16 protein-coding genes are annotated in these 25420 nt (G+C 44.1%); 8 read left to right on the top strand and 8 right to left on the bottom strand.

The features are described from left to right. Positions 1–210 precede the first annotated feature (210 nt). Together EZ437_RS15585 and pbpC are read left to right on the top strand one after the other, a co-directional pair. The gene (locus tag EZ437_RS15585) at positions 211–5751 is read left to right on the top strand and encodes an alpha-2-macroglobulin family protein (RefSeq protein ID WP_449421231.1); all 5541 of its coding nucleotides are present in this window, start codon (positions 211–213) and stop codon (positions 5749–5751) included. Continuing rightward, the gene (gene pbpC / locus EZ437_RS15590) at positions 5730–8261 is read left to right on the top strand and encodes a penicillin-binding protein 1C (RefSeq protein ID WP_225869600.1); all 2532 of its coding nucleotides are present in this window, start codon (positions 5730–5732) and stop codon (positions 8259–8261) included. Before EZ437_RS15585 ends, pbpC begins: the two co-directional genes overlap by 22 nt. On the opposite strand, the gene EZ437_RS15595 is transcribed toward pbpC, so the two are convergent. The 4 genes from EZ437_RS15595 to EZ437_RS15610 form a co-directional block, all read right to left on the bottom strand. Further along, a complete protein-coding gene (locus tag EZ437_RS15595; protein ID WP_131596993.1) occupies positions 8245–8934 on the bottom strand; it encodes a lysoplasmalogenase in 690 nt (229 codons plus the stop codon). The two genes, pbpC and EZ437_RS15595, sit on opposite strands and share 17 nt — an antisense overlap. Continuing rightward, complete coding sequence (locus EZ437_RS15600; protein ID WP_131596994.1) at positions 8909–10129, bottom strand: sterol desaturase family protein; 1221 nt, start codon at positions 10127–10129, stop codon at positions 8909–8911. The genes EZ437_RS15595 and EZ437_RS15600 overlap by 26 nt, the downstream gene beginning before the upstream one ends. Before the next feature lie 163 nt (positions 10130–10292). After that, positions 10293–10601, bottom strand: coding sequence for an RNA recognition motif domain-containing protein (locus EZ437_RS15605; RefSeq protein WP_131596995.1), 309 nt, complete (start codon positions 10599–10601; stop codon positions 10293–10295). Between the two features lie 174 nt (positions 10602–10775). Next, entirely contained in the window at positions 10776–11627 is an 852-nt protein-coding gene (locus tag EZ437_RS15610; RefSeq protein WP_131596996.1) for a dienelactone hydrolase family protein, read from the bottom strand. A 466-nt stretch (positions 11628–12093) separates the two neighbouring features. Here EZ437_RS15610 and spt point away from each other — a divergent pair, with 466 nt between their 5' ends. From spt to EZ437_RS15625, 3 genes are read left to right on the top strand one after another with little or no spacing between them, the layout of a single operon-like run. Next, positions 12094–13299, top strand: coding sequence for a serine palmitoyltransferase (gene spt / locus EZ437_RS15615; protein ID WP_131596997.1), 1206 nt, complete (start codon positions 12094–12096; stop codon positions 13297–13299). Between the two features lie 5 nt (positions 13300–13304). Beyond that, the gene (locus tag EZ437_RS15620) at positions 13305–14423 is read left to right on the top strand and encodes a hypothetical protein (protein ID WP_131596998.1); all 1119 of its coding nucleotides are present in this window, start codon (positions 13305–13307) and stop codon (positions 14421–14423) included. Then, positions 14420–15409: an NAD-dependent epimerase/dehydratase family protein gene (locus tag EZ437_RS15625; RefSeq protein ID WP_131596999.1), complete on the top strand. Its 990-nt coding sequence runs from the start codon at positions 14420–14422 to the stop codon at positions 15407–15409. The genes EZ437_RS15620 and EZ437_RS15625 overlap by 4 nt, the downstream gene beginning before the upstream one ends. Positions 15410–15413: 4 nt before the next feature. On the opposite strand, the gene xseB is transcribed toward EZ437_RS15625, so the two are convergent. The 3 genes from xseB to EZ437_RS15640 are packed head-to-tail and all read right to left on the bottom strand — an operon-like array spanning position 15414 to position 17980. Further along, positions 15414–15611: an exodeoxyribonuclease VII small subunit gene (xseB, locus tag EZ437_RS15630; protein ID WP_131597000.1), complete on the bottom strand. Its 198-nt coding sequence runs from the start codon at positions 15609–15611 to the stop codon at positions 15414–15416. Continuing rightward, entirely contained in the window at positions 15589–16980 is a 1392-nt protein-coding gene (gene xseA, locus EZ437_RS15635) for an exodeoxyribonuclease VII large subunit (protein WP_131597001.1), read from the bottom strand. The genes xseB and xseA overlap by 23 nt, the downstream gene beginning before the upstream one ends. After that, on the bottom strand, positions 16955–17980 hold the full coding sequence (locus EZ437_RS15640) for a S66 peptidase family protein (protein ID WP_131597002.1): 1026 nt from the start codon (positions 17978–17980) through the stop codon (positions 16955–16957). The genes xseA and EZ437_RS15640 overlap by 26 nt, the downstream gene beginning before the upstream one ends. 192 nt (positions 17981–18172) lie before the next feature. Between EZ437_RS15640 and EZ437_RS15645 the strand changes: the two genes are divergently transcribed. From EZ437_RS15645 to EZ437_RS15655, 3 genes are read left to right on the top strand one after another with little or no spacing between them, the layout of a single operon-like run. Then, positions 18173–19204, top strand: a complete 1032-nt coding sequence (locus EZ437_RS15645) for a DUF6807 domain-containing protein (RefSeq protein WP_131597003.1) — start codon at positions 18173–18175, stop codon at positions 19202–19204. Positions 19205–19231: 27 nt separating this feature from the next. Further along, a complete protein-coding gene (locus EZ437_RS15650) occupies positions 19232–20596 on the top strand; it encodes a 3-keto-disaccharide hydrolase (RefSeq protein ID WP_131597004.1) in 1365 nt (454 codons plus the stop codon). Between the two features lie 12 nt (positions 20597–20608). Next, positions 20609–21967, top strand: a complete 1359-nt coding sequence (locus EZ437_RS15655) for a Gfo/Idh/MocA family protein (protein ID WP_131597005.1) — start codon at positions 20609–20611, stop codon at positions 21965–21967. A gap of 124 nt (positions 21968–22091) precedes the next feature. On the opposite strand, the gene EZ437_RS15660 is transcribed toward EZ437_RS15655, so the two are convergent. After that, entirely contained in the window at positions 22092–25214 is a 3123-nt protein-coding gene (locus EZ437_RS15660; protein ID WP_131597006.1) for a T9SS type B sorting domain-containing protein, read from the bottom strand. Between the last annotated feature and the right edge of the window lie 206 nt (positions 25215–25420).

Below are 25420 nucleotides of genomic sequence, written 5' to 3' on the forward strand. Positions count from 1 at the left end.
GCTTCGAGATGACGATTGCAAATTGAAGTTTGTGATCATCACGCATTTTTAGTACTTTTCCTACGCATCTATAATTTTTTCAATCGTATGGAATCCCTACCCCCATCTTCATCAGAAAACACTGATTCATCATCAGGAAACAACAATCCTTCCTCCCGAACGGGGAATCTTTCATTTTTTAAAAAGTACTGGAAACGCATCATTCTCGGCATGATTGCGGCGCTGATTATTGGAATTGGGGTTGGCTATCTGGCTGTGTTTCTCATAAAAAAGAATAAACCGAATGACGACAGTCAGAAATATTCAAAGTATATAACGGCTTATACCTCCGGTACGGTTTCTAAAAAAAGCTTCATCAGGTTGCAGCTTGCTTCGCAGGTAAAGACCATGAGTGATCTTGGCGTGGCAGACAACCGGAATCTATTCAGCTTCTCCCCTTCGGTGAAGGGTAAGGCATATTGGATAGATGCGCAGACAGTGGAATTTAGACCAGATGAACCACTTGAAGCCGGTGAAGATTATGAAGTGAGCTTTGATTTGGGCAAGGTAACCGAGACCGAAGAAGGTCTGGAGGAATTTGAATTTGACTTTAGGGTCATCAGACCGGGAATGAGTGCTGTACAAAATGGCCTGGTATCGCAAAACAATACCTCCATGGATTATATGCAGCTGAAAGGCGAAATTAAAACCTCTGATCAGGAAGATCCTAAAGCCATTGAAAAAGCGCTGGAAGTAGATTTTGCAGATAAGCTGAAGGTGAAATGGGAACATAGACCTGAGTCTAACAGTTATAGTTTTACCATCGATAGCATTAAAAAAACACCTTCGGTAAGAAACTTGAAGCTGAAATGGTCGGGCGATCCGATCAATGCGGAAGCAGAAGGCGAGATGGATATCCAGGTGCCAGGTGTGGGGATTTTTACCGTGCTGGACATAAAAGCGGTGCAGGATCAGGAAGATTATGCACTGGTTCAATTTTCACAGCCGATTAGTGTGGCGCAGGATTTATCAGGACTGATTTCATTGAGCGGTGTAGGCTCCCCAAGGTATACGGTCGACAGAAGCCAGGTAAAGGTGTATTCGGCCGATAAACTGGAGGGCAACTATGGTGTGCAGGTGAGTCCGGGTATCGAGAATATTGAAGGTGCTAAATTGCGGGTAGGCAAAACGGCCAATATCGTGTTTGAAAACAGGAAACCATCGGTTATTATTGCCGGGAGCGGCACGATCATCCCTAATTCCGGAAAACTGGTATTGCCTTTTGAGGCGGTGAACCTGAACGCCGTGGACGTGACCATCATCAAGATTTATGAGAACAATATTCCGCAGTTTTTTCAGGCGAACAATTTTAAGGGCGAATATGATTTACGTCGTGTAGCCAAACCAGTGGTACAGAAAACCATCAGACTGGATGAAGACAAGGCGCTAAATCTTCATAAAAAGAACCGTTTTACGCTTGACCTTGATAAATTACTCAAGACCGAACCTGGTGCGATGTACCGGATCACGATCGGCTTTAGACATAGTTACAATGTTTTTAAATGTGCGGAAAATGAAGATGAAAATACAGGAGATTCGAGCAGTTCGGCCGATGAAGAATATTATGGTTACGGGGAGAACATCGACGAAGACGACCAGTTCTGGCAGCTTTATAGCAATGCCTATCCGCGTGGCTTCCGCTGGGAAGACCGCGACAATCCATGTACCCGCTCCTATTATACCTCAGATAAATGGGCCAGCAGAAATGTAATGGCCTCCAATATTGGCTTGATAGCTAAACGGGGCAATGACAACAGCATGCTGATCATTGCTACCGACCTGCTAACGGCAAAAACTATGGGTGGCGTAACACTGGAACTACTTGATTATCAGCGACAGGTGATCCATACGGTAAAAACCGATGGTGATGGCATGGCTACGTTCGATTTAAAAAGAAAGCCCTTTTTACTGATCGCTAAAAATGGCGATGAACGGGGTTACCTGAAACTGGATGATGGCAGTTCGCTACCGCTGAGCAGGTTTGATGTAGGCGGTGATGTGGTACAGAAGGGACTGAAAGGATTTATTTACGGTGAGCGTGGTGTATGGCGGCCCGGCGATTCACTTTATTTATCTTTCGTACTGGAAGATAAACTAAAAACCCTGCCGGGGGGATATCCTGTTACTTTTGAACTCTATAATCCGAAAGGCCAACTTTTTAAAAGAGTAATTAATGGAAAGCCGCTAAACGGATTTTACGCCTTTAAAACGGCTACTGAAAGCACCTCTCCTACGGGAAATTGGCTGGTTAAGGTGAAGGCAGGCGGGGCTATGTTTTCTAAGACCGTAAAAATAGAGACTGTGATGCCTAATAGGTTGAAGATCGGCTTTGACATCGGTAATGCCGGTTACCTGGGTAGCGGTGGTGTATCGGCGGCGACATTATCTGCCAACTGGTTATTTGGCGCGGTGGGCAAGAACCTGAAGGCCAAGGTGGATGTGAACTTAAATACAATGAAAACAACCTTCAAAGGATATGAAGCGTACGACTTTGACAATCCGACGGTTGTCTTTCAGTCGCAGGTAAAGACGATTTTTGAAGGTACATTGAATGAAAATGGTACTGCTAAGGTCAATACCAGTTTAAATGAAAATAACACTGCTCCTGGTATGCTGAAAGCCAATTTCACGACCAAGGTATTTGAAGCCGGCGGCGGGTTTAGCATTGATAACTTTAGTATCCCCTACCATGTTTACAGTAGTTATTATGGAATTAAAACCCCTGAAGGCGACCGCTTGAGTGAAATGCTGGTGACCGGAAAGGACCATAAAGTAGACATCGTAAATGTGGACAGAAACGGTGCGCTGGTAAAGGGAGAGAAAACTGTGAGCGTAGAGCTGTACAAATTACAATGGCGCTGGTGGTGGCAGCAGGATGATGAGTATGCGTATGCAGATTTTTCTCAAAACTCTTATAACCAAATGATCAAGAAAGACAATATTGTTTTGCGTGGCGGTAAGGGAAATTGGACGCTTAGGGTAGACGAACCTGAATGGGGCCGTTACCTGATCCTGGTAAGGGATGCCAATGGTGGGCATGTGACCGGCAAATCGGTATATGTAGACTGGCCGGGATGGGCGCAACGGGAACAGGCCAGCAATCCTACTGAGGCCTCGATGCTTTCTTTTACTGCCAATAAAACGAAATACAATGTTGGAGAAGATGTGGTGCTGACCATTCCATCAGGAAAAGGCGGCAGGGCATTGATCTCTATAGAAAATGGCAGCAGGGTACTTAAGACATTCTGGACGGATACCAAGCCAGGGCAGACACAGTTTACCTTTAAGGCAGAGAAAGAAATGGCGCCCAATGTGTTTGCCAATGTGACTTTGCTGCAGCCGCATGCGCAGACGATAAACGACCTGCCGATCAGGATGTACGGGGCTTTCCCTTTGCTGGTTGAAGATCCGCAGACGATATTGAAACCCGTGATACAGATGGCTGATAAAATAAAACCAGAAACGGAAAGTACGGTGACTGTTTCGGAGGCCACAGGAAAGGCCATGACCTATACCATTGCGATAGTAGATGAAGGATTGCTGGATCTGACCAGATTTAAAACCCCTGATGCCCATGCGGTTTTCTATGCAAGAGAAGGACTGGGCGTAAAGACCTGGGACTTGTTTGACTATGTACTTGGTGCCTGGGGCGGTAACCTGGAACGGATCCTGAGCATTGGTGGTGACGGTTCGATCAACCGCAACCTGAACCCGGCAAAGGCCAATAGGTTTGTTCCGGTAGTGAAGTATCTGGGGCCTTTTGCATTGGGCAAAGGCGGCAAGGCCAGTCATAAGTTTAAATTGCCGCAATATATTGGCGCAGTGCGTGTGATGGTAGTGGCCGGACAGGACGGCGCCTATGGCTCGGCAGAGAAACCTGTGCAAGTCAAAAAACCATTGATGCTGCTGGCTACGTTACCAAGAGTGATTGGTCCTGGTGAGTCATTTACCCTCCCTGCTACCGTATTTGCTACAGAAAGTAACCTTAAAAATGTGACAGTGCAGCTTCAGACACAAAACCTACAGGTATTGGGCAGTAAAACGCAACAATTGCTATTTAAGCAGACAGGTGAGCAACTGGCTTATTTTGAGGTGAAGGCACCTGAGCTTACGGGTATTGCTAAAGTTCGTGTGATTGCACAGAGTGGAGCCGAAAAGGCGGTTTATGATGTAGAAATGGACATCAGAAATCCGAATCCGTATGTAACCAATGTAGTGTCAGCCAGCATTGCCCCTGGTCAGAAATGGAGTTACAGCTATAATCCGGTGGGTATGGCTGGTTCAAATTCCGCTACGCTGGAGGTATCTAATATATTTCCTATTAGTCTGAAAAAGCGCTTGGGCTATCTGGTGCAGTATCCGCATGGATGCGTGGAGCAGGTAACCTCTGGGGTATTCCCGCAGTTGTTTTTGAAAATGGTTACCCCGCTTTCGGAGCAGCAGCAGGCTGAAATAGGCAGGAATGTAAAAGCAGGGATAAATAAGTTGCGGGGCTACCAGAATACAGATGGTGGATTAAGCTACTGGCCGGGTGAAGGTGCGTCTGACGAATGGGGCAGCAATTATGCTTCGCATTTCTTGCTGGAAGCAGAGAAAGAAGGTTATACCCTGCCTGTTGGTATGGTGGATGGATTGGTTAGGTATCTGAGAGGAAAAGCTGCCAATTGGGAGCCAAATAGCACGAACTTTTATGGTGGCGATTTATCCCAGGCCTACCGGTTATATGTATTGGCACTTGCTAAAAGACCAGATATGGCGGCCATGAACCGGTTGAGGGGATTTGAATATTTATCGGCCACTGCCAAATGGAGACTGGCAGCGGCGTATCAGTTGGCGGGACAGGGCGATGCGGCACGTTCACTGATCAAAGGATTGCCACAGGAAGTAGAAGCCTATACACAATTGGGCGGCACCTATGGTTCTGACACCAGAGATGAGGCTATGATATTGGAAACGTTGACCCTATTGGGCCAGAATACGTCTTCTTTATTGATGTCTGTTGCTTCCAAACTGGGCAGCGACCAATGGTACAGCACGCAAACCACTGCGTATAGTTTACTAGCTGTCGCCAAGGTATGCGGAAAGAACGGTGCGTCGAACAAGCTTAAATACACTTACAGTCTGAATGGAAAAGCCGGACAGGTGAATACGACGAGCTATGTGAACAGCAACAGTCTGACTGATAAAGGTACAGTGATGGTTTACAACACCAGCGACCGTACCCTGTTTACCCGACTGGTACTGCAAGGACAGCCGGCAGCAGGTCAGAACAATTTTATTGCTGCTAATCCAGATGTGCTGGACATGAATATCAGCTATAAACTATTAAATGGCAAAGCGCTGGACCCAACGCTGTTGAAGCAGGGTATTGATTTCTATGCCGAAGTAACGGTTAAGAACCCAGGCAAAATGGGCTATTATGAACAGATGGCGCTGACCCAGATCTTCCCTTCGGGATGGGAGATCATCAATACCCGTGTGAACGACAATGAAAGCATACTGGCCTCTTCGCCGTATATTTACAGGGATATCAGGGACGATAGGGTATTTACTTACTTCAACCTGCGGGAGAATGAAACAGTGGTGTATAAAGTATTGTTGAATGCTTCTTATATAGGCAGATATTACCTATCTGCTGCACAATGTGAAGCGATGTACAACAATACCATTACTGCCACTGAGGGTGGTAAATGGGTGCAGGTTGTGAAGTAAACGCTGGTTATAACCTTGGCCATACATTGATGAACAGGAAGCGGATAAAGCCAGCAAAGAGTCTTAAAAAAGCAATTAATTTTTCCATGATGTTTGATTTATTATATATCAGACATCATGGAAAAATGTTACCTCTTGCTGATGCAGCCTGTGTAGTACTGCTATTGGCTTTTCTATTTTCATTACCGGGACAACTTTTTAAATCGCCCACTTCTTACGTTGTAGCCGCATCAAATGGAGAATTGCTGAGTGCTTCGATAGCTAAGGACGGGCAATGGCGGTTTCCTGCGGCAGACACTGTGCCGGATAAATTTACCAAATGCCTGATCGCGTTTGAAGACAAGCGCTTTTATGCACATCCGGGGGTAGATCCGATAGCGATGGCCAGAGCAATGCGGCAAAATTTGAAATCGGGCTCGGTAGTGAGCGGTGGCAGTACGATCAGTATGCAGGTGATCCGCTTATCGCGCCGGGAAAGCAGAACCTTGTGGCAAAAAATGATAGAGGTGGTTTTGGCAGTAAGGCTAGAGCTCAGCTCTTCAAAAGAGGATATTTTAGGGTTGTATGCAGCTAATGCTCCTTTTGGCAGCAATGTAGTTGGCCTCGATGCCGCATCCTGGCGGTACTTTGGACGGAGTGCAGCGCGCCTGTCCTGGGGAGAAATGGCTACACTGGCTGTCTTGCCCAATAGCCCTTCCCTGATACACCCGGGAAAGAACACTGAGCGGCTGATTAAAAAGAGAAATGACCTGCTGGATAAAATTGCCCGCTTAAAGATCATTGATCAGGCTACTGCCGAACTGTCTAAACTTGAGCCCATTCCCGGAAAGCCGTTGCCGCTTCCACAGCATGCTGTCCACCTATTGAACAGGTTCAAATCGGAATATAATGACCATTCAAAGGGTTACGATAAGTCTGCATCAACCAGGATCACCTCTACAATAGATTATGAGCTGCAGATCAATGTAAATTCTTTATTAAAACGCTATAATAACCGGTACAGGGCCAATGACATTAATAATATTGCGGCGCTGGTACTCGATGTCCGTACAGGAAAAGTGCTCAGCTATGTGGGCAATAATTATCAGCCGGACCAAAAGGAACTGGAAAGTCATGTAGATATGGTCAGGGCTGCCCGCAGTCCGGGGAGTACCTTGAAGCCTTTATTGTACGCAAGCATGCTGAATGAGGGATTTATATTGCCGCAAACCCTGGTACCGGATATTCCGACGCAAATAAGCGGCTATACGCCACAGAATTATGATCTTGGGTATGATGGAGCTATTCCGGCAGATAAAGCGCTGAGCCGCTCATTAAACATCCCTGCGGTAAAAATGCTGCAGAACTATAAGTACCAAAGGTTTTATGATAAACTCAAACAATTGGGTTTTACTTCGTTGAATAAGCCTGCGGATCATTATGGGCTATCGCTGATACTTGGTGGCAGCGAAGTAACTATGTGGGACCTGACGAAGGCCTATATGGGTATGGCAAGAAGCCTGAACCATTATAATGAGTATAAAGGCAGGTATAATCCGCATGATTATGATGCACCTGTGTATGTACAAGGTGAAACAAGAGAGCGTTCAGAGCGGGATATGCGTTTTGATCAATATGAAACACAACTGACTTCAGTGGTAGACCATGCAGCTATATGGAATACTTTTAATGCCATGGAGGAACTGATGCGGCCCGGTGAAGAGGGACTTTGGGAGCAGTTTTCTTCCTCGCAAAGGCTGGCATGGAAAACCGGAACCAGTTTCGGCTTCAGAGATGCCTGGGCAATCGGACTGACGCCGGATCATGTGGTATGTGTATGGGTGGGCAATGCCGACGGTGAGGGACGTCCGGGCCTGACCGGTATTGATGCAGCTGCTCCGGTAATGTTTGATATTTTTAAACAACTACCTGTGAGCAAATGGTTTAAAATCCCTCAAAACAAATTGAAGAAGTTATTGGTATGCAGAAAGAGCGGCTATAAAGCAGGTGAGAATTGTGTGGATAAAGTCCAGCAGCTAGTCTCTCCCGCCGGTGAAAAAACACGCATATGTCCTTATCATGTGCTAGTTCACCTGGACCGGACGGAGACGCAACGAGTGACGGATGCCTGTGATTCGACGGTAAATATGGTGCATAAGCCCTGGTTTGTGCTTCCCCCTGCTATGGAATATTACTATAAGATCAAGAACAGCGATTACAAAGAACTGCCACCGTTTAAGACAGGCTGTGGAGCCGAAGGCAGTGGTACTGCAATGGAAATGATCTACCCTAAGAATTATGCAAGCGTGTATATCCCTTTGGAGTTTGACGGGAGTCGCGGAAAAGTAGTGTTGAATGCCACACATCGCAGTGCGAATACCAGAATCTACTGGCACATAGACAATGAATACGTCGGGACTACCCAGGTTTATCACCAACTGGCTGTAAGTCCGCCACCGGGCAGGCATATGCTTACTTTAGTAGATGAGTATGGGGAACGACTGGTGCAGGTATTTACTGTGTTGCAATGAGTTTACGCTCTATACCCCCGATGGTAATCAGGTATTGTGCAGTCATATAAGTAGCCATAATCAGCAGGTGCGCATAATTGAAAGGTTGTGCAAATTTGTTGTACGCCAGCAGGGAATCTGAGATAAGGAAGAACATAGCGCCAACGAGGATTAGCCGGAAGCTGATTACATTGACACGCAGGTTCCTGAAGCTGGCCATCATCATCATAAAGCTGATCACAAAGATGTAGACCATAACCGGCAGTTTTAGGATACCTAAGCTTTCCCTGATGTAAATATAGAAACCCATGCCAATAACAGCACAGACAAGTATAGCTATCCTTGCCCCCTTCTTGTCCAGTTCAGGTGCCGAACTGAAATCGAGGTAAAAGGCTGAAATGTAAAAGATATGTCCGATTAAAAATGCAATGAGTCCGTATATAAAGAAGGCCTGGTTGCCGGAGCTGAACATTAGTAAAACATCGCCCGAAAGGGCAAAAAATAAACCTGTAAAAAGGCGTTTATGAAAACGGCCTTTTAAGGAGGTGCTGATGGCAAGCATGGCCATTAGCGAAACAACAATAAGCGGTTTGGTGATGTATTGCAAGATGGCTGAACCATTGGATATGGCAATCAGGTGCAGGATAAAGATGAGCGCAAACAGCAGGTTAAACTTCGGGTATTTCTTCAGCATTGGGTTTAGCGTTATTAAGGTTATAGAACCAGACGGCGGAAATAATCTGTATGCCTGTAAATATGACCTGGTATCCTATCGGAAACTCCAGGGATAAAACGATCGCAATTCCAAGCGCAAGCCTGGAGTATTCGAAATGCCTGAGCCATTTCTTTTGCTCCAGCAATGCCCCACAGGTGAGCAAGGTAAGTACAATGAAAACAGAACCAATGGTTGTGGGCAGCACAGGCAAGGTTTTGTGCAGGAAAAGAATGGCTGAGCCTCCGGTAATGCCTATTACAAACTGCAATAGCACATAGCCGGAGAGTCGCTGATGAAATTCAGGATTGTATTTATCATAATCCTGGGCATCTATCTCCTTTGGTTTTTGAAAACCGCCCAAGTGTTCCGGAAACCACCCGGGTGCTTTGAGAAATACATTTACTTTATCGCGCCAGCGCGGACTTTTTCTTGCCGTTCGCAGGAGTTCATCCCAATAGTGGACATTTGCCCACACGGGGTTCCAGCTGGCCAGTGGAGTTGTGATGCCATAGTAGACCTCCTCCTCTTCCTTTTGGAAGGTGCCAAACATCCTGTCCCAGATAATGAGCGTACCTGCATGGTTCTTGTCTATATATTTGGGGTTGGAGCCGTGATGCACGCGATGATGGGAAGGGGTGTTTAAAATACATTCCAACGGCCCGAGACTCTTGATAGCCCTGGTGTGTATCCAGAACTGGTATAGGGTGTTGAATGAACTTAAAGTGATGAAAATAAGCGGGTCGAAACCCAGAAAAGCAAGCGGCAGGTAAAAAACCCATGAAAACCAGCTCTGAAACCAGGATTGTCTGAGTGCTACGGTGAGGTTGTATTCTTCCGATTGATGATGTACAATATGAGCTGCCCATAAAAGGTTGATCTGATGGCTCATGCGGTGAAACCAATAATAACAGAAATCGACACCGATGAAGAGAATGATCCATATCCATATACTCTTTGGAAGGTCAAGCATCCTCCAGTTTTCAAAAATGTATTTGTAACCAAAAAAAAGGATGGTCTTCATAAATACATCTATCAACTGCTGTCCGATACCCTGACTCAGGTTGGCTATAGCATCGTTGAGCCGGTAATAATTCAGCTTTTTATAAAATGAATAGGCAAGTTCCACCCCTATCAGGATAAAAAACACAGGTACAGATAGCGTGATGTAGTTCATTCAGAATATTTGGTTAGCTCATCGCAATACGGATATAAAGCTAAACAATTGCTTTAGCAATAGGATGATTAAATAAAAAAAGCAGCAGAAAATGACACATGTCACCACTGCTGCTCTAATATATTTAAAATAGAATCAGTAAACTGAAATATTGAAAAGCTAGTTAGTAGCTTTTTTCAGTACGGTTATTCCTCTTGAAACCACCTCCACCTGCGTTACCGCCGGTATTGGGTTTTTCCTGAGCTTCCGCTACTTTAATACGGTTACCATTGTAATCGCCACCGTTCATACGTTTGATTGCTTCTCTTGCCTCTTCATCTACCGGCATCTCCACAAAACCAAACCCACGACTTTGACCAGTCTCGCGATCTTTGATAATCCTAAGTGATTTTACTTGACCGAAATCACCAAATACGGCTGTTAATTCATCTTCCCCTACTTCTAACGGAAGGCCTGTAATAAATATCTTCATTAATGTCTAAAAATTTGCACAAAGTTAAGCATTTTTCACTTAAATTCCAATGCTAGTGTCAGTTATAAGTATAATTATTTAATTAAATTTATAACATCGCGAGCAAAAGATTTGTTTGCCGGGCATTGATTTTTTTAATGAAAATCGATATAAATGGTATAGTAGCAACAATAACTAGCTTAATGTAGTTTTAAACAGTCCTATAGTCCTCTGCCAGGCAAGTTTTGCGGCCGCCTCATTGTACCTGGTGGGCGAAGTATCATTATTGAACGCATGATTAACACCTTCGTAAATATATAACTTGTAATCTACTTTATTATCTTTAAGTGCCTGTTCATAAGCAGGAATCCCTGCATTTACCCTTTCATCCAGTCCGCCATAATGCAGCATCACAGAAGCTTTAATATTTTTTACGTCTTCGCCTTTGGGCTGACCGCCATAATAGGCTACGGCTGCCAGTAATTTTGGATCGTTTACTGCAAGCTTGTTGGACATTGCTCCACCCCAGCAAAAGCCCACACATCCTACCTTTCCGTTGCCGTCTTTTCTACTACGCAGGTACTCAAGTCCTTTGAGGTAATTTTGCAGATTCTTTTCCGCATCAAGCTGTCCGATCAGTTCCCTTCCCTTGTCCTCGTCGGCCGGAGTGCCGCCCAATGGCGAAAGGGCATCTATACCGAGGGCGAGGAAACCTTCTGCGGCGACACGCTTAGTGACCTCAATGATATGCGGATTTAGTCCCCTGTTTTCGTGAATAACCACTACGCAACCCAGGTTTTTCTTGTTCTTTGGTTTGGCTAGAACAGCCTTCATATTTCCTTCTACACCTGGGTAGGTGATGTTTTCAACTTCGATACTGTCGTCGCTGAATGTTGCAGCTGCTACATAATTATTTTCCAGCAGTGGTAATATTGTCAATGCTATAGCTGTGCTGCCTGTAAGGACAGCTAACTTTTTCATGAATTCCTTTCGGCTGATGCCGCTATGTGTATACTGGTCGTACAGGGTGATTATTTTCTGATCCATGGTTGAAATAAGTTTTATCTAATATAAGATTATTCTGGCAAAACATGAATTGTCATAATATTGTCTATTTCTATAGATGCAAAACATTTTAAAATATTAGCCGTTATAGCTGTAGTTTGTTTGGTTAGGTTGGTCTGTGGTGGACTAACCATCTATTAAAACAGGGATACTTCGAAAGAGCTATCCCTGTTTCCTTTTACTGAATTTACAGTACCGCGGACAGTTCAATATTAAGAAATTATAAGAAAATTGTAATTTTTGTTTTAAAAAGTAATATATTCAAACTAGCGTTGACTTTAAGTTTTGTTTTCTCTTTTTATGGTCTTAGATTTGGAAAGTTTATTTATTGGCATAAATGTTGATTTTTTAACTGAATGTAAAGACTATGTTATCAAATTTCTCAATAGTGTCCTTAAAATAAGCCTTGAAACCAACAATCACCTCTGGAATATATAAATAGATGAGCATGCGTAAAAAATTACATGATAGGATAGCAGCTTTTAAAGATGCTACAGCGATAAAGGAAAGGGGTTTATATCCATATTTCCGAGCAATAGAATCGGGACAGGATACAGAGGTTGTGATAGATGGAAAGAAAGTACTGATGTTTGGTTCTAACTCTTATCTTGGACTTACCAATCATCCAAAAATCAAGGAAGCCGCTAAAAAGGCTATCGATAAATATGGCACCGGATGTGCCGGATCGAGATTTTTAAACGGTACGCTTGATATCCACATAGAACTTGAAAAGCGATTGGCCAAATATGTTGGTAAAGAATCTGCTGTTTTGTTCAGCACCGGATTTCAGGTAAACTTAGGGGTTATTTCCTGTTTACTGGATAGAAATGATTACCTGATATTGGATGAATACGATCATGCCTCTATTATAGACGGCAGTCGCCTATCCTTTTCCCGTTCCATTAAGTACGCACATAATGACATGGACGACCTGCGCAAGAAATTGAGCAGATTGCCGGAAGATGCGGCTAAACTGATAGTTGCAGACGGGATATTTAGCATGGAAGGGGATTTGGTAAACTTGCCTGAAATTGTAAAGATAGCTGACGAATTTGGTGCAAATATCATGATGGACGATGCACATAGCCTGGGCGTGATAGGACATAATGGATCTGGAACTGCCTCGCATTTCGGACTGACGGATAAAGTAGACCTGATCATGGGAACGTTTAGTAAATCGCTGGCGTCTCTGGGGGGCTTCATAGCGGGTACTGATGAAACCATCGAATTTGTAAAGCACCGGGCACGTTCTCTAATGTTTAGCGCGAGTATGCCTCCTGCTGCGGTAGCCAGTGTGATTGCTGCATTGGATATTATTGAATCAGAACCTGAAAGAATAGATCAGCTTTGGGCAAATACCAATTATGCCAAGAAACTGTTGCTGGATGCCGGCTTTGATATAGGACACACAGATAGTCCAATCATTCCAGTTTACATCAGGGACAATGACAAAACTTTTCTAGTTACCAATATTTTAAGTAACAATGGAATATTTGTTAATCCGGTAGTATCACCTGCCGTACCATCAGATTCTTCTCTGATCAGATTTTCTTTAATGGCGACCCATACCTTTGCGCAAATAGAGGAGGCTGTGGATAAATTATCTGCTGCTGCTAAAGAGGTCAAAGTAAATATATCACAAGTAACCATTTAGATTTCATGAGAAGCGTAGTTGCAGTAAGCAATAAGAAACAGTTAGGCCTATTTATTGATTTTCCACATGACCTTTACAAAGGTGATCCCAACTACGTTCCTGAATTATTTATCGCCCAGAAAGATCTTTTAACTACCCACCCTTTTCATAAACATTCGGCTTTGCAGTGTTTTTTGCTGTATGACGGGGATAAGATTATTGGCAGGATTGCGGCTATCTTAAACAACAGCCACAATACGATGAACAATGCCAATGATGGTTTCTTTGGTTTTTTCGATTGTATCAATGATCAGCCAGCTGCAGATCTGCTGATGGAGACGGCAGTGAAATGGCTTAAAGATAAAGGTGTGGATGGTACGATAATCGGGCCTGTCAACTTTTCAACGAATGAGAGCTGCGGATTGCTGATCGAGGGTTTTGATTCCCCACCTGTGGTAATGATGCCTTACAATGCCAGCTATTATCCTGCTTTGCTAGAAGGTGTGGGTCTGACAAAAAAGGTGGACCTGATAGCCTGGAGATTTACCGGCGATAATTATGATGACCGTTCTGTTAAGTTACTTGACCGTCTTGAAGAGCGTTTGAAGCGAAATAACATTACGATCCGTAAAATCAACCTAAAGAATTTTAAAGAGGAAGCGGCTAAACTGCATGAAGTTTACAACAAAGCATGGGACAAAAATACTGGTTTTGTGCCACTGAATGATGAGGAGTTTGACTATCAGGCAAAGGACCTTAAGCTGGTGCTTGATCCTGATTTTTGCCTTGTTGCGGAACAGGATGGAAAACTGGTTGGCTTTGGTACCGCTATTCCTGATATGAACCAGATTCAGATCAAGATTAAAAAAGGAAGGTTATTGCCAACAGGTATCTTTAAGCTGTTATTTGGTAAGAAGAATATAAAGGGGATCAGAATCCTGCTGCTTGGTGTAATAGACGGCTACCGTAAAATGGGAATAGAGGCTTGTATCTATGCACGGATCATCAAAGCCTATCGGGAGAAAGGTTTTCAATATGCCGAAGCCGGCTGGACGCTGGAGCACAATGACCTGGTAAACAATGCGATCCTGGCCATCAAAGGAGATCCTTACAAGAAATACAGGCTCTACGAGAAAAAGATATGAGTAAAAAGTTATTGATAACCGGTGCCTCTGGCTTTGTTGGTTATCACCTGATAGAAGCTGCTTTAAGGGCTGGCTTTGAAGTGTATGCTGCAGTGCGCAAAAGCAGTGATGTTTCTCATCTTAAAGAATTTAACCTTCATTACGTTGACCTTGATTATAGTTCTGTTGATGCGCTAAAAGTACATCTGGAAGCAGGGAAATATCAATATATTATACATGCAGCCGGTATTACCAAGGCGAAGAACCTGGCAGCTTATAATAAGGTGAATGCGGACTATAGTAGGAATCTGGCAATAGCAGCGGGTACTGCAAATATAGATCTGAAGAAATTTGTATTTGTAAGCAGCTTGGCTGCATTAGGGCCGTTGTTGGATCTTTCGGGTGAGATCAGGGACGACGTTGCAGGAAAACCTGTGACCAGTTATGGCATCAGTAAACTGCTTGCTGAGGAATATTTAAAGAACATTCCTGACCTGCCCTTGATCATCATCAGGCCTACTGCCGTTTATGGTCCCCGGGAGAAGGATATATTTATCTTGTTTAAGAGCATTAGCCGTGGACTGGAACCTCATATAGGCAATTTTAAACAACAGTTGAGCTTTATTTATGTTAAAGACCTGGCCCAGGTCATCATTCACGCCTCGCTAAGCAATGTGACTGGCAAACAGTATAATGTCTCGGATGGTCGTATTTATGACCGGTATGTGCTGGCATCATTGATAAAAAAGGCCATGAATAAGAAAACGCTGAAATTTCATTTACCGATAGGCATTGTGGGTTCAATGGCTGCATTTATGGAGCTGATTTATAGAAACAGTGCGACTACCCCTACCTTAAATAAGGAAAAAATGGCAGAGCTTACGGCGATTAACTGGGCTTGTAATATAGATCAGGCCAGGCATGACTTGGGGTATGATCCGCAATTTGACCTGGAAAAAGGACTATTGGAAACGGTTTCGTGGTATCAGATGAATAAGTGGCTTTAATAAGCTACCCTTCCATTTGTTTGATGATCTTATTTACTTCAGTTTCTGTGGCCCTTAGTTTTGTCTGACAGAAGTCTATCAGTTCTGAGGCACGCTTAACCTTTTCTGCAAGTATATCTACCGAGACAGATTCGTTTTCAATTTCCCTTGCTATTTCTGCGAGCTCCTTGTAGGCAGCTTCATATGTCAAATTCGTTTCCATCGTTTGGTGATTTAGATTTTACTGTTGTTTCAATTAATGTGGATGCCAGTCTTATGCTCAGGTCCGTTCCTATCTCAATATCATCTGGATTGCTGACAATCTTATTGTTTACTTTTATGATCGCAAAGCCTTTATTTAATATGTTTTGCGGACTCATCAGCTTTACTACCGATTGAAAATGACCTATGTAGCCACTTTTGTTTGAGAAATACATCCGGCTGTACGACTGCAGGTTGCCATGAAGATTGCTGAGGTCCTTGCGCCTGTTGGAAATGATGATCTTCGGATTGCTTAAAATAAGCGCAGACAGATTGATGATACTGCGGTGGTATTCGTGCAATAAGTTGCGGGTAGTGTGTATGGTGATCTGGTTGATATGAACCAACCGGTCTTTGTGGTGGCTGATCATTTGATAAGTTTTGATCAGCAGTGCATTCTGTATATTTAAAATGACTTCTTCAAACTGGCGGTTGTGCGCAATGATCATTTCCGCTGCCTTAGTAGGTGTCTTGGTGGAAGTGTGTGCCATAAGGTCAGCGATGGTCTCGTTTTTTTGATGACCTATACCAGTTATAACCGGGATGGGAAACTTCGCAATGGCCCTGCTCAGTTCATAATTATCAAAGATCAGGAAATCTGTCTGGGCACCCCCACCCCTGATGATCACCAGCGCATCATAAGCAATTGCCGACTGGTACACATCAATGATCCTGGCCAGGATTTGCTTTGCATTTATTTCGCCCTGTACCAGCGTAAAGTATTTATCCAGATTAAATTGATAACCAAAGGCATTATTTTCAAGGGTATGGATAAAATCCAGGTAACCTGCTGAAGTATCAGAGGAGATAATTGCTATGCGCTGGATGACTTTATTGAATTGCAACATGCTGTTGCGGGTGATATACTCATTGCCCTGTAGTTGTATGAAATCCGGATTGTCTTTTACCAAACGTACTAGTGTATCTTTTCGCTGCTGCTCAAATAGGCCTAGTGTAAAATTGGTGTCAATGTCCAGCAGATTTAGCTGCAGGCCAAATGAAGGATTGTACTGCACGGAAACCTGGATCAGGACATTGATGTCGTTCCGGAACTTCTGTCCGGTGGCATGCTCAAAATTGGTGATATTTACCGATGCATTGCCCCATGCCCTTCCCGCAATCTTTGCCAGAATCCGGGCGGAAGATTTATCTTTCTCTACTAGTTCGAAGTAATGGTAATTGCTTTGCGGTTTATAGGTGTAATTGGTCACATCTGCTATGATCCAGAAGGTCTGCTGTCCGAATACCCCCTCTATCGCCTGCTGGACCTGATGTGTAAGTTCAGAAAGCCTGATCGATACGGGACTAGATGGAGGTGAGTGTGCTGCCATTTTGATCTATGTTGAGGATATGCGCTGCTCCGCATTTAAGTGCAAAATTATTGATCTGATGGCCAACAGGAAAATCAAAACAGACGGGATAATCGTATTCCTTTACCTTTTCCAGAACTATTTCGTGGAGGCTTATGCCAAATTCTTCTCCTGGTTCTTCCGGTTTCAATTTGAAACCCCCAATGATCAGTCCTTTCAACTTGTCCAGTTTACCGCTTCGCTTCAGGTTCCACAGCATCCTGTCGAGGCTATAAAGCGGTTCATTGGTATCTTCAATAAATAAGATTTTATTAGCTGTATGCAACTCAGAAGAACTCCCGGTCGCCGTTTCAATCAGGCTAAGGTTGCCCCCTACCAGTATGCCTTCTGCCCTACCTTCACGGTTGTGTTCATTGTAGGCTGCAGTGTACCTTACCGCCTGACCTGTGAGCACTTGACGGATAGACAGTATGGTTTCTATTTGTATCGGCAAGGCCTCTTCCCATACATTCGGAAAACTATTACACATTTTTGAATGGATAGAGGCTATTTTATATTTGCTGTTGATGTGTGTATGCAATAAGGTAATGTCACTGAAACCGATCAGCCATTTAGGATGCTTTTTGAAATGCCTGAAATTAAGTTGATCTATAATTCTTACTAAGCCATAGCCCCCACGGGCACATAGGATCGCTTTAATCTCCTGACGATCCAACATCTGTTGAAGATCTGCGGCCCTTTCCCCATCGGTTCCGCCCCGTGTAAAATCCCTGCTTCCAATTGTTTTACCGATTTCAACCTTGAATCCCCAGTGCTGTAATTGTGCGACTGCAGGTTGAATTTCTGCCATGGAGATGAAGCTTGCGGGACTGGTAATACCTATCGTGTCCCCCTCCATCAAATATGGTGGAATGCGGCTGCTATGACGTCCGGCTTCGTTTTTAGACCCAGCGAAGGCCTCGCTGTTGAAAGCAGCAGTACCAGCAGTAATCAGAAAAGATAAAAAGTGCTTACGATTCATTTAAACTGCATTTTTTGTGTGACACAAGTATAAGGCTTATTAGCCGTTTCTTCCGAAAAAGCGCAATCGTTTTCGTAAATTTTCAATGTAAATAGCTGTTTTTCTGAATGAATTACTTTTAAGAGCGTTATATTTAACCTGGCTTTTGATCTAACACAGACATTGTCTTTAACCAAATATGGACTTCCAAATATGAAAAATAAAATCCTATTCAGCGCCTGTTGCCTAATTAGCCTGCAAGTAAATGCTCAAACTGAAAAAGTTTCCTTTGTCAAACATGAAGACCAGAAGAAGGTGGAGGTCAACGTCGGTGGGAAACATTTTACCAGTTTTATCTATCCCGACAACCTGGAAAAACCAGTATTGTATCCCATACTGGCAGCAAATGGGCAATTGCTGACCCGGGGCTTTCCTTTAAATACCCGTGAGGGTGAACGGGTAGATCATCCGCATCATGTTGGCTTATGGTTTAATTATGAAAGTGTGAACGGTCTTGATTTCTGGAATAATTCGTACAATATACCAGCTGATAAAAAGGCAAAATATGGTTGGATCAGGAATGTTAAAGTAGAACAAGTTCAGGAAGGTAAAAATAAAGGAACCTTGAGTTACTCTGCCAATTGGGAAAACCAGGCTGCAAAAGTATTGCTGAAAGAAAAAACCACTTTTGTATTTACAGGTACGGGCAATTCGCGTAGCATCGACAGGACTACTACGCTGACTGCAGTGCAGGACACAGTGGTTTTCAAAGACGTGAAAGATGGAATGCTGGGACTAAGGCTGACCAAGGAGCTCGAATTTAAAACTGATAAAGTGGAAGAATTTACAGATGCCCAGGGAAATGTGACTAAAGTGTCGGCTTCTGGCAATGGTGCCAATGGTAATTACCTGACAAGTACCGGTGCAAAAGGTGCCGGAGTATGGGGTACAAGAGCAGTGTGGTGCCTCCTTTATGCAAATAAGGCGGGCAAACCCCTTTCCGTTACTATGATAGACCATCCAAAGAACCCTGGCTATCCTACCTATTGGCATGCAAGGGATTATGGTCTGTTTGCCGCCAATCCCCTGGGACAGGAAGTCTTCAGTAACGGCAAAGAAAAGTTGAACATGGTATTGAAACCAGGACAATCCGTGATTTTTAAATACAGGATTGTAGTTGACTCAGATGAGCTTCCAACTGCGGCAGTTTTAGATCAGCAGGCAAAAGATTTTAGTAAAAAATAACATACACTAATCACAATTAATATACAAATGAAGAAAACAGGACTATTAGTTTTAGCTGGGTTGATACTGGGAACCACCCCAGTAGTTTCCTATGCTCAAACTGGAAAGTGGCAGCAACTTTTTAATGGAAAAGACTTAACGGGATGGAAACAGTTAAATGGACAGGCGAAATATGAAGTAGTTAACGGGGAGATAGTCGGCACGACTGTTTCTAATACACCTAATTCCTTTTTGACTACAGAGAAGGATTATGGTGATTTTATTCTTGAAGTGGAATTATTGGTAGACAACTCTATGAATTCGGGTATTCAGATCAGGAGCCTGAGCAAACCAGATGTAATGAACGGTAGGGTTCACGGATACCAGGTTGAGGTAGATCCTTCAGATAGAAAATGGAGCGGCGGTCTGTATGATGAAGCCCGCAGAGGATGGTTATATCCCCTGGACATTAATCCCAAAGGCCAGGCAGCCTTTAAAAAAGGAGAATGGAACAAGTACCATATTGAATGTATAGGTAATTCTATCAGGACATGGGTAAATGGCATTCCAACAGCTAACGTAGTCGATGCACTCACTCCTTCCGGCTTTATCGCATTGCAAGTTCATTCTATAGGTAAGGATGATCAGCCGGGCAAGCAAATCCGCTGGAGAAACGTACGCATTCAGACACAAGGCCTTAAGCCATCAAAGACAGATGACATCTTTGTGGTAAATATGGTACCGAATGACCTCTCTGCTCAGGAAAAATCAGAAGGATATTCACTGCTATGGGACGGAAAGACCAGCAATGGCTGGAAAGGTGCATATAAACCTGGTTTTCCGGAAAAAGGATGGTCGATAAAAGATGGAGAACTCAGTGTGGAAAAATCTAACGGCGGCGAATCTACGAATGGCGGAGACATTGTAACCATCAAAGAATACAGTGCATTTGAAATGAAGTTTGATTTTAAACTGACAGAAGGTGCCAACAGTGGGGTAAAGTATTTTGTAACGCTGAGCGAAGGTAATAAAGGCTCTGCCATAGGCCCCGAATACCAGATTTTGGATGATGAAAAACATCCTGATGCGAAAATGGGTAAAAATGGTAATCGTACACTAGGTTCTCTTTATGATCTGATCACCAGCAAGAAGATTGCCAATGCAAAGAGGAAAATCGGAGAATGGAACAGAGGCCTGATCAGGGTATATCCTGACAATAGAATTGAATACTGGCTGAACGGCTTTAAAACAGTAGAATTTACCAGAGGATCTGAAGAATTCAAAACACTGGTAGCAGGCAGTAAATACAAGGACTGGAAAGATTTTGGTATGGCACCTAAAGGGCATATTCTTTTGCAGGATCATGGAGATAGCGTCTCTTTTAGAAGCATTAAATTGAAACAACTTAAATAAACCCTAATAATCATGTTAGATTCAAGAAGAAAATTTATTAAACAGTCTGCTATTGCTGCCGCAGGAACCTATATCGGCACAATGGGGTGGACTGCAAAAAGTTACGGTAACATAATTGGTGCAAATGACCGGGTTAGAGTAGGTGTAGTAGGATTTTCTGATCGTTTTAAGGATAGTCTGCTGCCGAGTTTTTTGCATCATAACAAAGAGCTTAATTTTGATATTGTAGCAGTATCCGATCTGTGGAACTACCGCAGAGGCTTGGGTGCAGACTTATTGAAAAATAGGTTTGGTCATGATATTAAAGCCTGCCGCAACAATGATGAGTTATATGCCACTAAAGACATAGATGCTGTAATTATCAGCTCTCCTGATTTTGCGCATGCCTCACATGCCATTGAAGCAGTCAATGCTAAATGCGATGTGTATTGTGAGAAACCATTTGCAGAAACGATGGAAGATGCAAGGGCAACGCTAAAAGCAGTCAAAAACTCTAAACAGATCTTGCAGATCGGCTCGCAACGCAGAAGTGGCGGGAACTATAAAGCTGCTGATAAGTTCATAAAAGAGGGCAAATTTGGCAATGTTACGATGGTTGAGCTTAGCTGGAACGTAAATCAGCCGGGCAGATGGCGCAGACCTGAACTGGTGGCCAGATTAAAGAAAGAAGATACTGACTGGAAACGTTTTTTACTGAACCGTCCATTTGAAGAATGGGATCCACGAAAATATTTGGAATACCGCTTATTCTGGCCATTCTCTTCAGGGATGCCAGGGCAATGGATGTCGCACCAGATCGATACGGTACATTGGTTTACCGGATTGAAACACCCAAGAAGTGTGGTCGCTAATGGGGGCATTTATCAATGGAAAGATGGCCGCAGAAACTGGGATACCACTACTGCAGTATTTGATTATGGTAAACCAAATGATCCGAATGACGGTTTCCAGGTAGTCTTTACTTCCAGAATGCACAACGGTGATGAGAACCCAACAGAAATTTACTATGCCAACGGTGGTGAATTAAATTTAAACACCAATATGGTTTCGCCAAAAGGTGGATTGACTGCAGGTGCTGCCAAAGCAATGAACATGCAAGCCAATTTATTGCCCGAGCTAAAACTAACCGATATGATAGAAAAGGTATCTGCTTCCGCAAATACAGGCGGTGACAAGTTAACCTCTGCACATATGCGCAACTGGATGGAATGTGTACGCAGCAGACAGGAAACCAATGCTCCTGTAGAAGCTGGTTACTATCATTCAATTGCGAATATCATGACAAATGCCTCGGCCAGAACTGGTCAGAAAGCTACGTTTGATGAGAAGACACAGGACGTAATGGTGGGTGGTAAAGTATTTAAATACTAAAGTTAAATTTTGATAACTCCTCTACGGCTGCTGTTCGCCAGGCGCTGCGCGCAGCCGACCAAATGCCGATCGGAGTTATTAAAATTTAAGAGATAAAAAAGGCCATGTCATTTGACATGGCCTTTTATTTGATCAAAGTCACCGCCCCTGAAGAGACTCTTCTGCCATTCCCAGGGTCTAGTAAAAAATAATAAGTGCCTGCAGGAGCATCTGCTCCCTTATACCTGCCATCCCATCCTTTGGTCTGTGATCCTCCGGAATATATTTTTACTCCATATCTATTAAAAATGGTAAAGGTCGCATTCGGATAAGTATCCAGATATTTGATATTCCATTCGTCATTGATGCCGTCTCCGTTCGGACTAAACGCATTTGGAATATTCAGCTTATTAAGCACCTTGACGAAGACCTGCGTGGTTGTAAGGCAACCCTCATTTGATGTAACCGTAAGGGTGTACTGTGTATCCTCCTTTGGCGCCACCACCGGGTTTAACACATCATCCCGGTTTAGTCCCACTGACGGCGTCCATTTATAAGACAAACCTGTTCCCGTAGCTATTGCATTTATCGGAGCCTCACCTCCTTCCAAAATGACCAGATCAGCTCCTGCATTTGCATGGGGTGTGGGAAATACGGTAACATTCATTGTTTTGCTGTCGGAACAACCATTGTCTGCAAGAAATGTATAGGTTATCGGGTGCTGACCGGCACCTGCAAGCGAAGGGTTGAACATCCCCCCTACATCTACACCAGGACCGGAATAGCTACCTATTCCGGATTCAATGCCCCATTTTTCTCTTGCTTGCGTTAGCTGAAAAGGTTGCATCTCTTCGCAAATGCCGGGAATCGAATCAAAAACTACCTGTACATAAACACTAAGTTTTACGACGTTACTAATGGAAGTCAGCGGACAGCCCAGATGAAAGATTTTTCGGCGGTAATATACCGTAGTGGTAATTGTCTCGGGATCGAAATCAGCATCTGTTGCTATGGCGACATCTACGAAATCCAAACCATCCTCTGAAACCTGCCACTGATAAGAGAAACTTTCAGGTGTATCTTCTTCAGGTACTGAGCCGGCTAACTTCTCTGGATCACCATCCACGCAGTAGACATCATTGGCAGGGATTTGTATGGAGTTCCGCGAAAGGATAAAAGTGGTGATAATTATGTTCTCCGCACTGGAAGTTGATCCGTCATAATTCGAGCCCAACACCGTTCCTTCTGAACCCGTTTCATAATTTGTTTTAGCATCTGCAAAGGCATTTATCTTTGGTGTAACCCTGCGATAAATCCCGTTTAGCGTTCTTGATGGGTCGAGGTACAGTGCCTGTGCGCTACTGTTATAATTACCTGCGGATATACCGCAGTCGGCTCTGGCAATCAGCGTAATGGTCACAGCATCTCCCGGGGAAATATTGAAGTCACCCAATAAAGGGCGGTTTGGTGTACCAATGTCAACTGCATTACTGGTAAGGTTAGTGAGTACCGTCGGGCCTCCGGCGTCCCCCTCAAGACTTGCGGTAGCTGAATCAAACAGGAAGCCGGCCGGTAGTTGCACCTGTACTTCCACACCACCTGCATTGCCGCCTCCGGCAGCATTCCTGACTACGATTCTATATTTCACCAGGCTGCCAGGATACAAAATAGCATTGCCATTGAGCTGTGACATTACTGTACTGAGCTCTGGGTAACAACCAGAGCCACTGCCCTGTAAATAGGCTGGCAGATCAGCAATAGCAAAGAACTTTTGGTAACCGTCAGTACCGCGTGCAGCTTCATGATTTGATCCATCAGCAGTACTGCCTGAGGCTCCTGCGGTGATGTTTGTTGTCACGGTAGAAACAGGCATCATATAAAAAATCTGTCCGCCACCACCACCACCACCTGGGCCATGATTGTTATTCTGGTCCCTTGCTGTATTTCCCCCGTTACCACCCCTGGCCTCCAATATCAATTTTGCAGTAAGGTCAGGGGTGTTAACCTTGATGTAAATCGTTCCTCCGGCCCCACCACCACCTGCACCATCAGGATTCACCCCTGAAATGCCGATCGCCCCGCTACTCCCATTCGATCTGATCACCCCCATGCCTTTGATACTTCCTGCGTTGATTAAGATAATTCCGCCGCCAACACCTCCCTTAACACCATCCAGGGCATCATTGGCATCTCCACCACCACCACCACCACCCATAACCAGCCTGCCAATATCAGGTGAAATCCCGTTGTAACTGACCCAACCTGGACGTCCTCCATTGGGAAAGGTATCATTAGGTATTCTTAAAGCTACACCATTACCGCCGACACCCCCTGGACCTCCGTTTCCGCCGCCCCCGCCCCCGGAATTATGATCATTTCCTCCTCCACCTGCATTTCCTGGTGCACCTTTTCCATATGAACCGCCAGGTAAGCCCTCCGTACCATTATCTACCCGATTGAAGCCATCCCACATGAAACGGGGTGTGCCGGCAATCCCCTCGCCCTTTCCAACAGAATGAGGATCGCTAGAAGGGATCACGTATACACTGTTGATATTGCTTCCGGAAGCACCAACAGGTCCATAGCCACCTCTAAAACCCCTTGCCGATGCGTCTACCACAAATCCGTTAAAATCCATTGTCCCTGACACATCGAACGCTATGATTCCGCCTGCCTTTCCATTAAAAGGCGGGGTTTTAATGTCTTTTGAAAGTACAAGATTTGAATATTGGGGAACACGGACTACCTGAAATGTTCTCGCCCCGCGCGTTGCCGTTGCCTCCGCATTTACATAGGAATTTACTATGCCGCCATCAGGTGCAAAACCTTTGAAAGTCAGCGCTCCTCCACTAAGCGCTACATCACTCGTTGCAATTGCATATTCAAATTTCCCAGTATTGCCCAGTGAGATAAAACCAGTACCTCCAAGACCGTCAGGCCCGGAACCCGAATTTGCTGACCCATATAAATTGTCATTAGTATAACTGATGGTAGCATCCTGCATCTGTATGATCAGGAGCAAATCTCCTTTACTAATCGGCTTTAAACCGAAATTGTTGCCGTAAGGATCATCCGGTGGCACGGCGGCTAGTGGCACGCTGCGCCCGCCGGTTGTCAGGTTATAAGCACCTGATACCGGAAAATAAGTATTTATGGAGACTGAAATGTTTGCCGGCCCGTCCAGTCCGGGTGTTCCGCAGAGTTGGCCATGGGCTGAATTACAAATATACAGGCACAGAAAGAGTATAAACTTACTCCATAATTTCATTTTATCTTTTGTTTAAGATCCCACTCTAAACTAGACAGTAGTTTCGAGTATTTCAAATCCAGAATGATAAATTTCAACAAATAAAAAAGGCCCGTCATACTAAATATCATGACGGGCCTTTTTTACTCCTGAATTTTGATTACTCCGATCGGCATTCGGTCGGCTGCGCTTCCTTCAAAGCGCCTGGCGAACGTCAGCCGTAGAGG

The organism is Pedobacter psychroterrae, from assembly GCF_004331695.1.
In the GTDB taxonomy this organism is placed as follows: domain Bacteria; phylum Bacteroidota; class Bacteroidia; order Sphingobacteriales; family Sphingobacteriaceae; genus Pedobacter; species Pedobacter psychroterrae.

Bases quoted from the DNA above. Each gene is read 5' to 3' on its own strand.
- EZ437_RS15625 (WP_131596999.1), top strand. From the start codon at position 14,420: ATGAGTAAAAAGTTATTGATAACCGGTGCCTCTGGCTTTGTTGGTTAT.
- EZ437_RS15655 (WP_131597005.1), top strand. From the start codon at position 20,609: ATGTTAGATTCAAGAAGAAAATTTATTAAACAGTCTGCTATTGCTGCC.
- pbpC (WP_225869600.1), top strand. From the start codon at position 5,730: ATGGGTGCAGGTTGTGAAGTAAACGCTGGTTATAACCTTGGCCATACA.
- EZ437_RS15640 (WP_131597002.1), bottom strand. From the start codon at position 17,980: ATGAATCGTAAGCACTTTTTATCTTTTCTGATTACTGCTGGTACTGCT.
- xseA (WP_131597001.1), bottom strand. From the start codon at position 16,980: ATGGCAGCACACTCACCTCCATCTAGTCCCGTATCGATCAGGCTTTCT.
- EZ437_RS15645 (WP_131597003.1), top strand. From the start codon at position 18,173: ATGAAAAATAAAATCCTATTCAGCGCCTGTTGCCTAATTAGCCTGCAA.
- EZ437_RS15595 (WP_131596993.1), bottom strand. From the start codon at position 8,934: ATGCTGAAGAAATACCCGAAGTTTAACCTGCTGTTTGCGCTCATCTTT.
- EZ437_RS15660 (WP_131597006.1), bottom strand. From the start codon at position 25,214: ATGAAATTATGGAGTAAGTTTATACTCTTTCTGTGCCTGTATATTTGT.
- EZ437_RS15620 (WP_131596998.1), top strand. From the start codon at position 13,305: ATGAGAAGCGTAGTTGCAGTAAGCAATAAGAAACAGTTAGGCCTATTT.
- spt (WP_131596997.1), top strand. From the start codon at position 12,094: ATGCGTAAAAAATTACATGATAGGATAGCAGCTTTTAAAGATGCTACA.
- EZ437_RS15610 (WP_131596996.1), bottom strand. From the start codon at position 11,627: ATGGATCAGAAAATAATCACCCTGTACGACCAGTATACACATAGCGGC.
- EZ437_RS15605 (WP_131596995.1), bottom strand. From the start codon at position 10,601: ATGAAGATATTTATTACAGGCCTTCCGTTAGAAGTAGGGGAAGATGAA.
- EZ437_RS15585 (WP_449421231.1), top strand. From the start codon at position 211: ATGATTGCGGCGCTGATTATTGGAATTGGGGTTGGCTATCTGGCTGTG.
- EZ437_RS15650 (WP_131597004.1), top strand. From the start codon at position 19,232: ATGAAGAAAACAGGACTATTAGTTTTAGCTGGGTTGATACTGGGAACC.
- xseB (WP_131597000.1), bottom strand. From the start codon at position 15,611: ATGGAAACGAATTTGACATATGAAGCTGCCTACAAGGAGCTCGCAGAA.
- EZ437_RS15600 (WP_131596994.1), bottom strand. From the start codon at position 10,129: ATGAACTACATCACGCTATCTGTACCTGTGTTTTTTATCCTGATAGGG.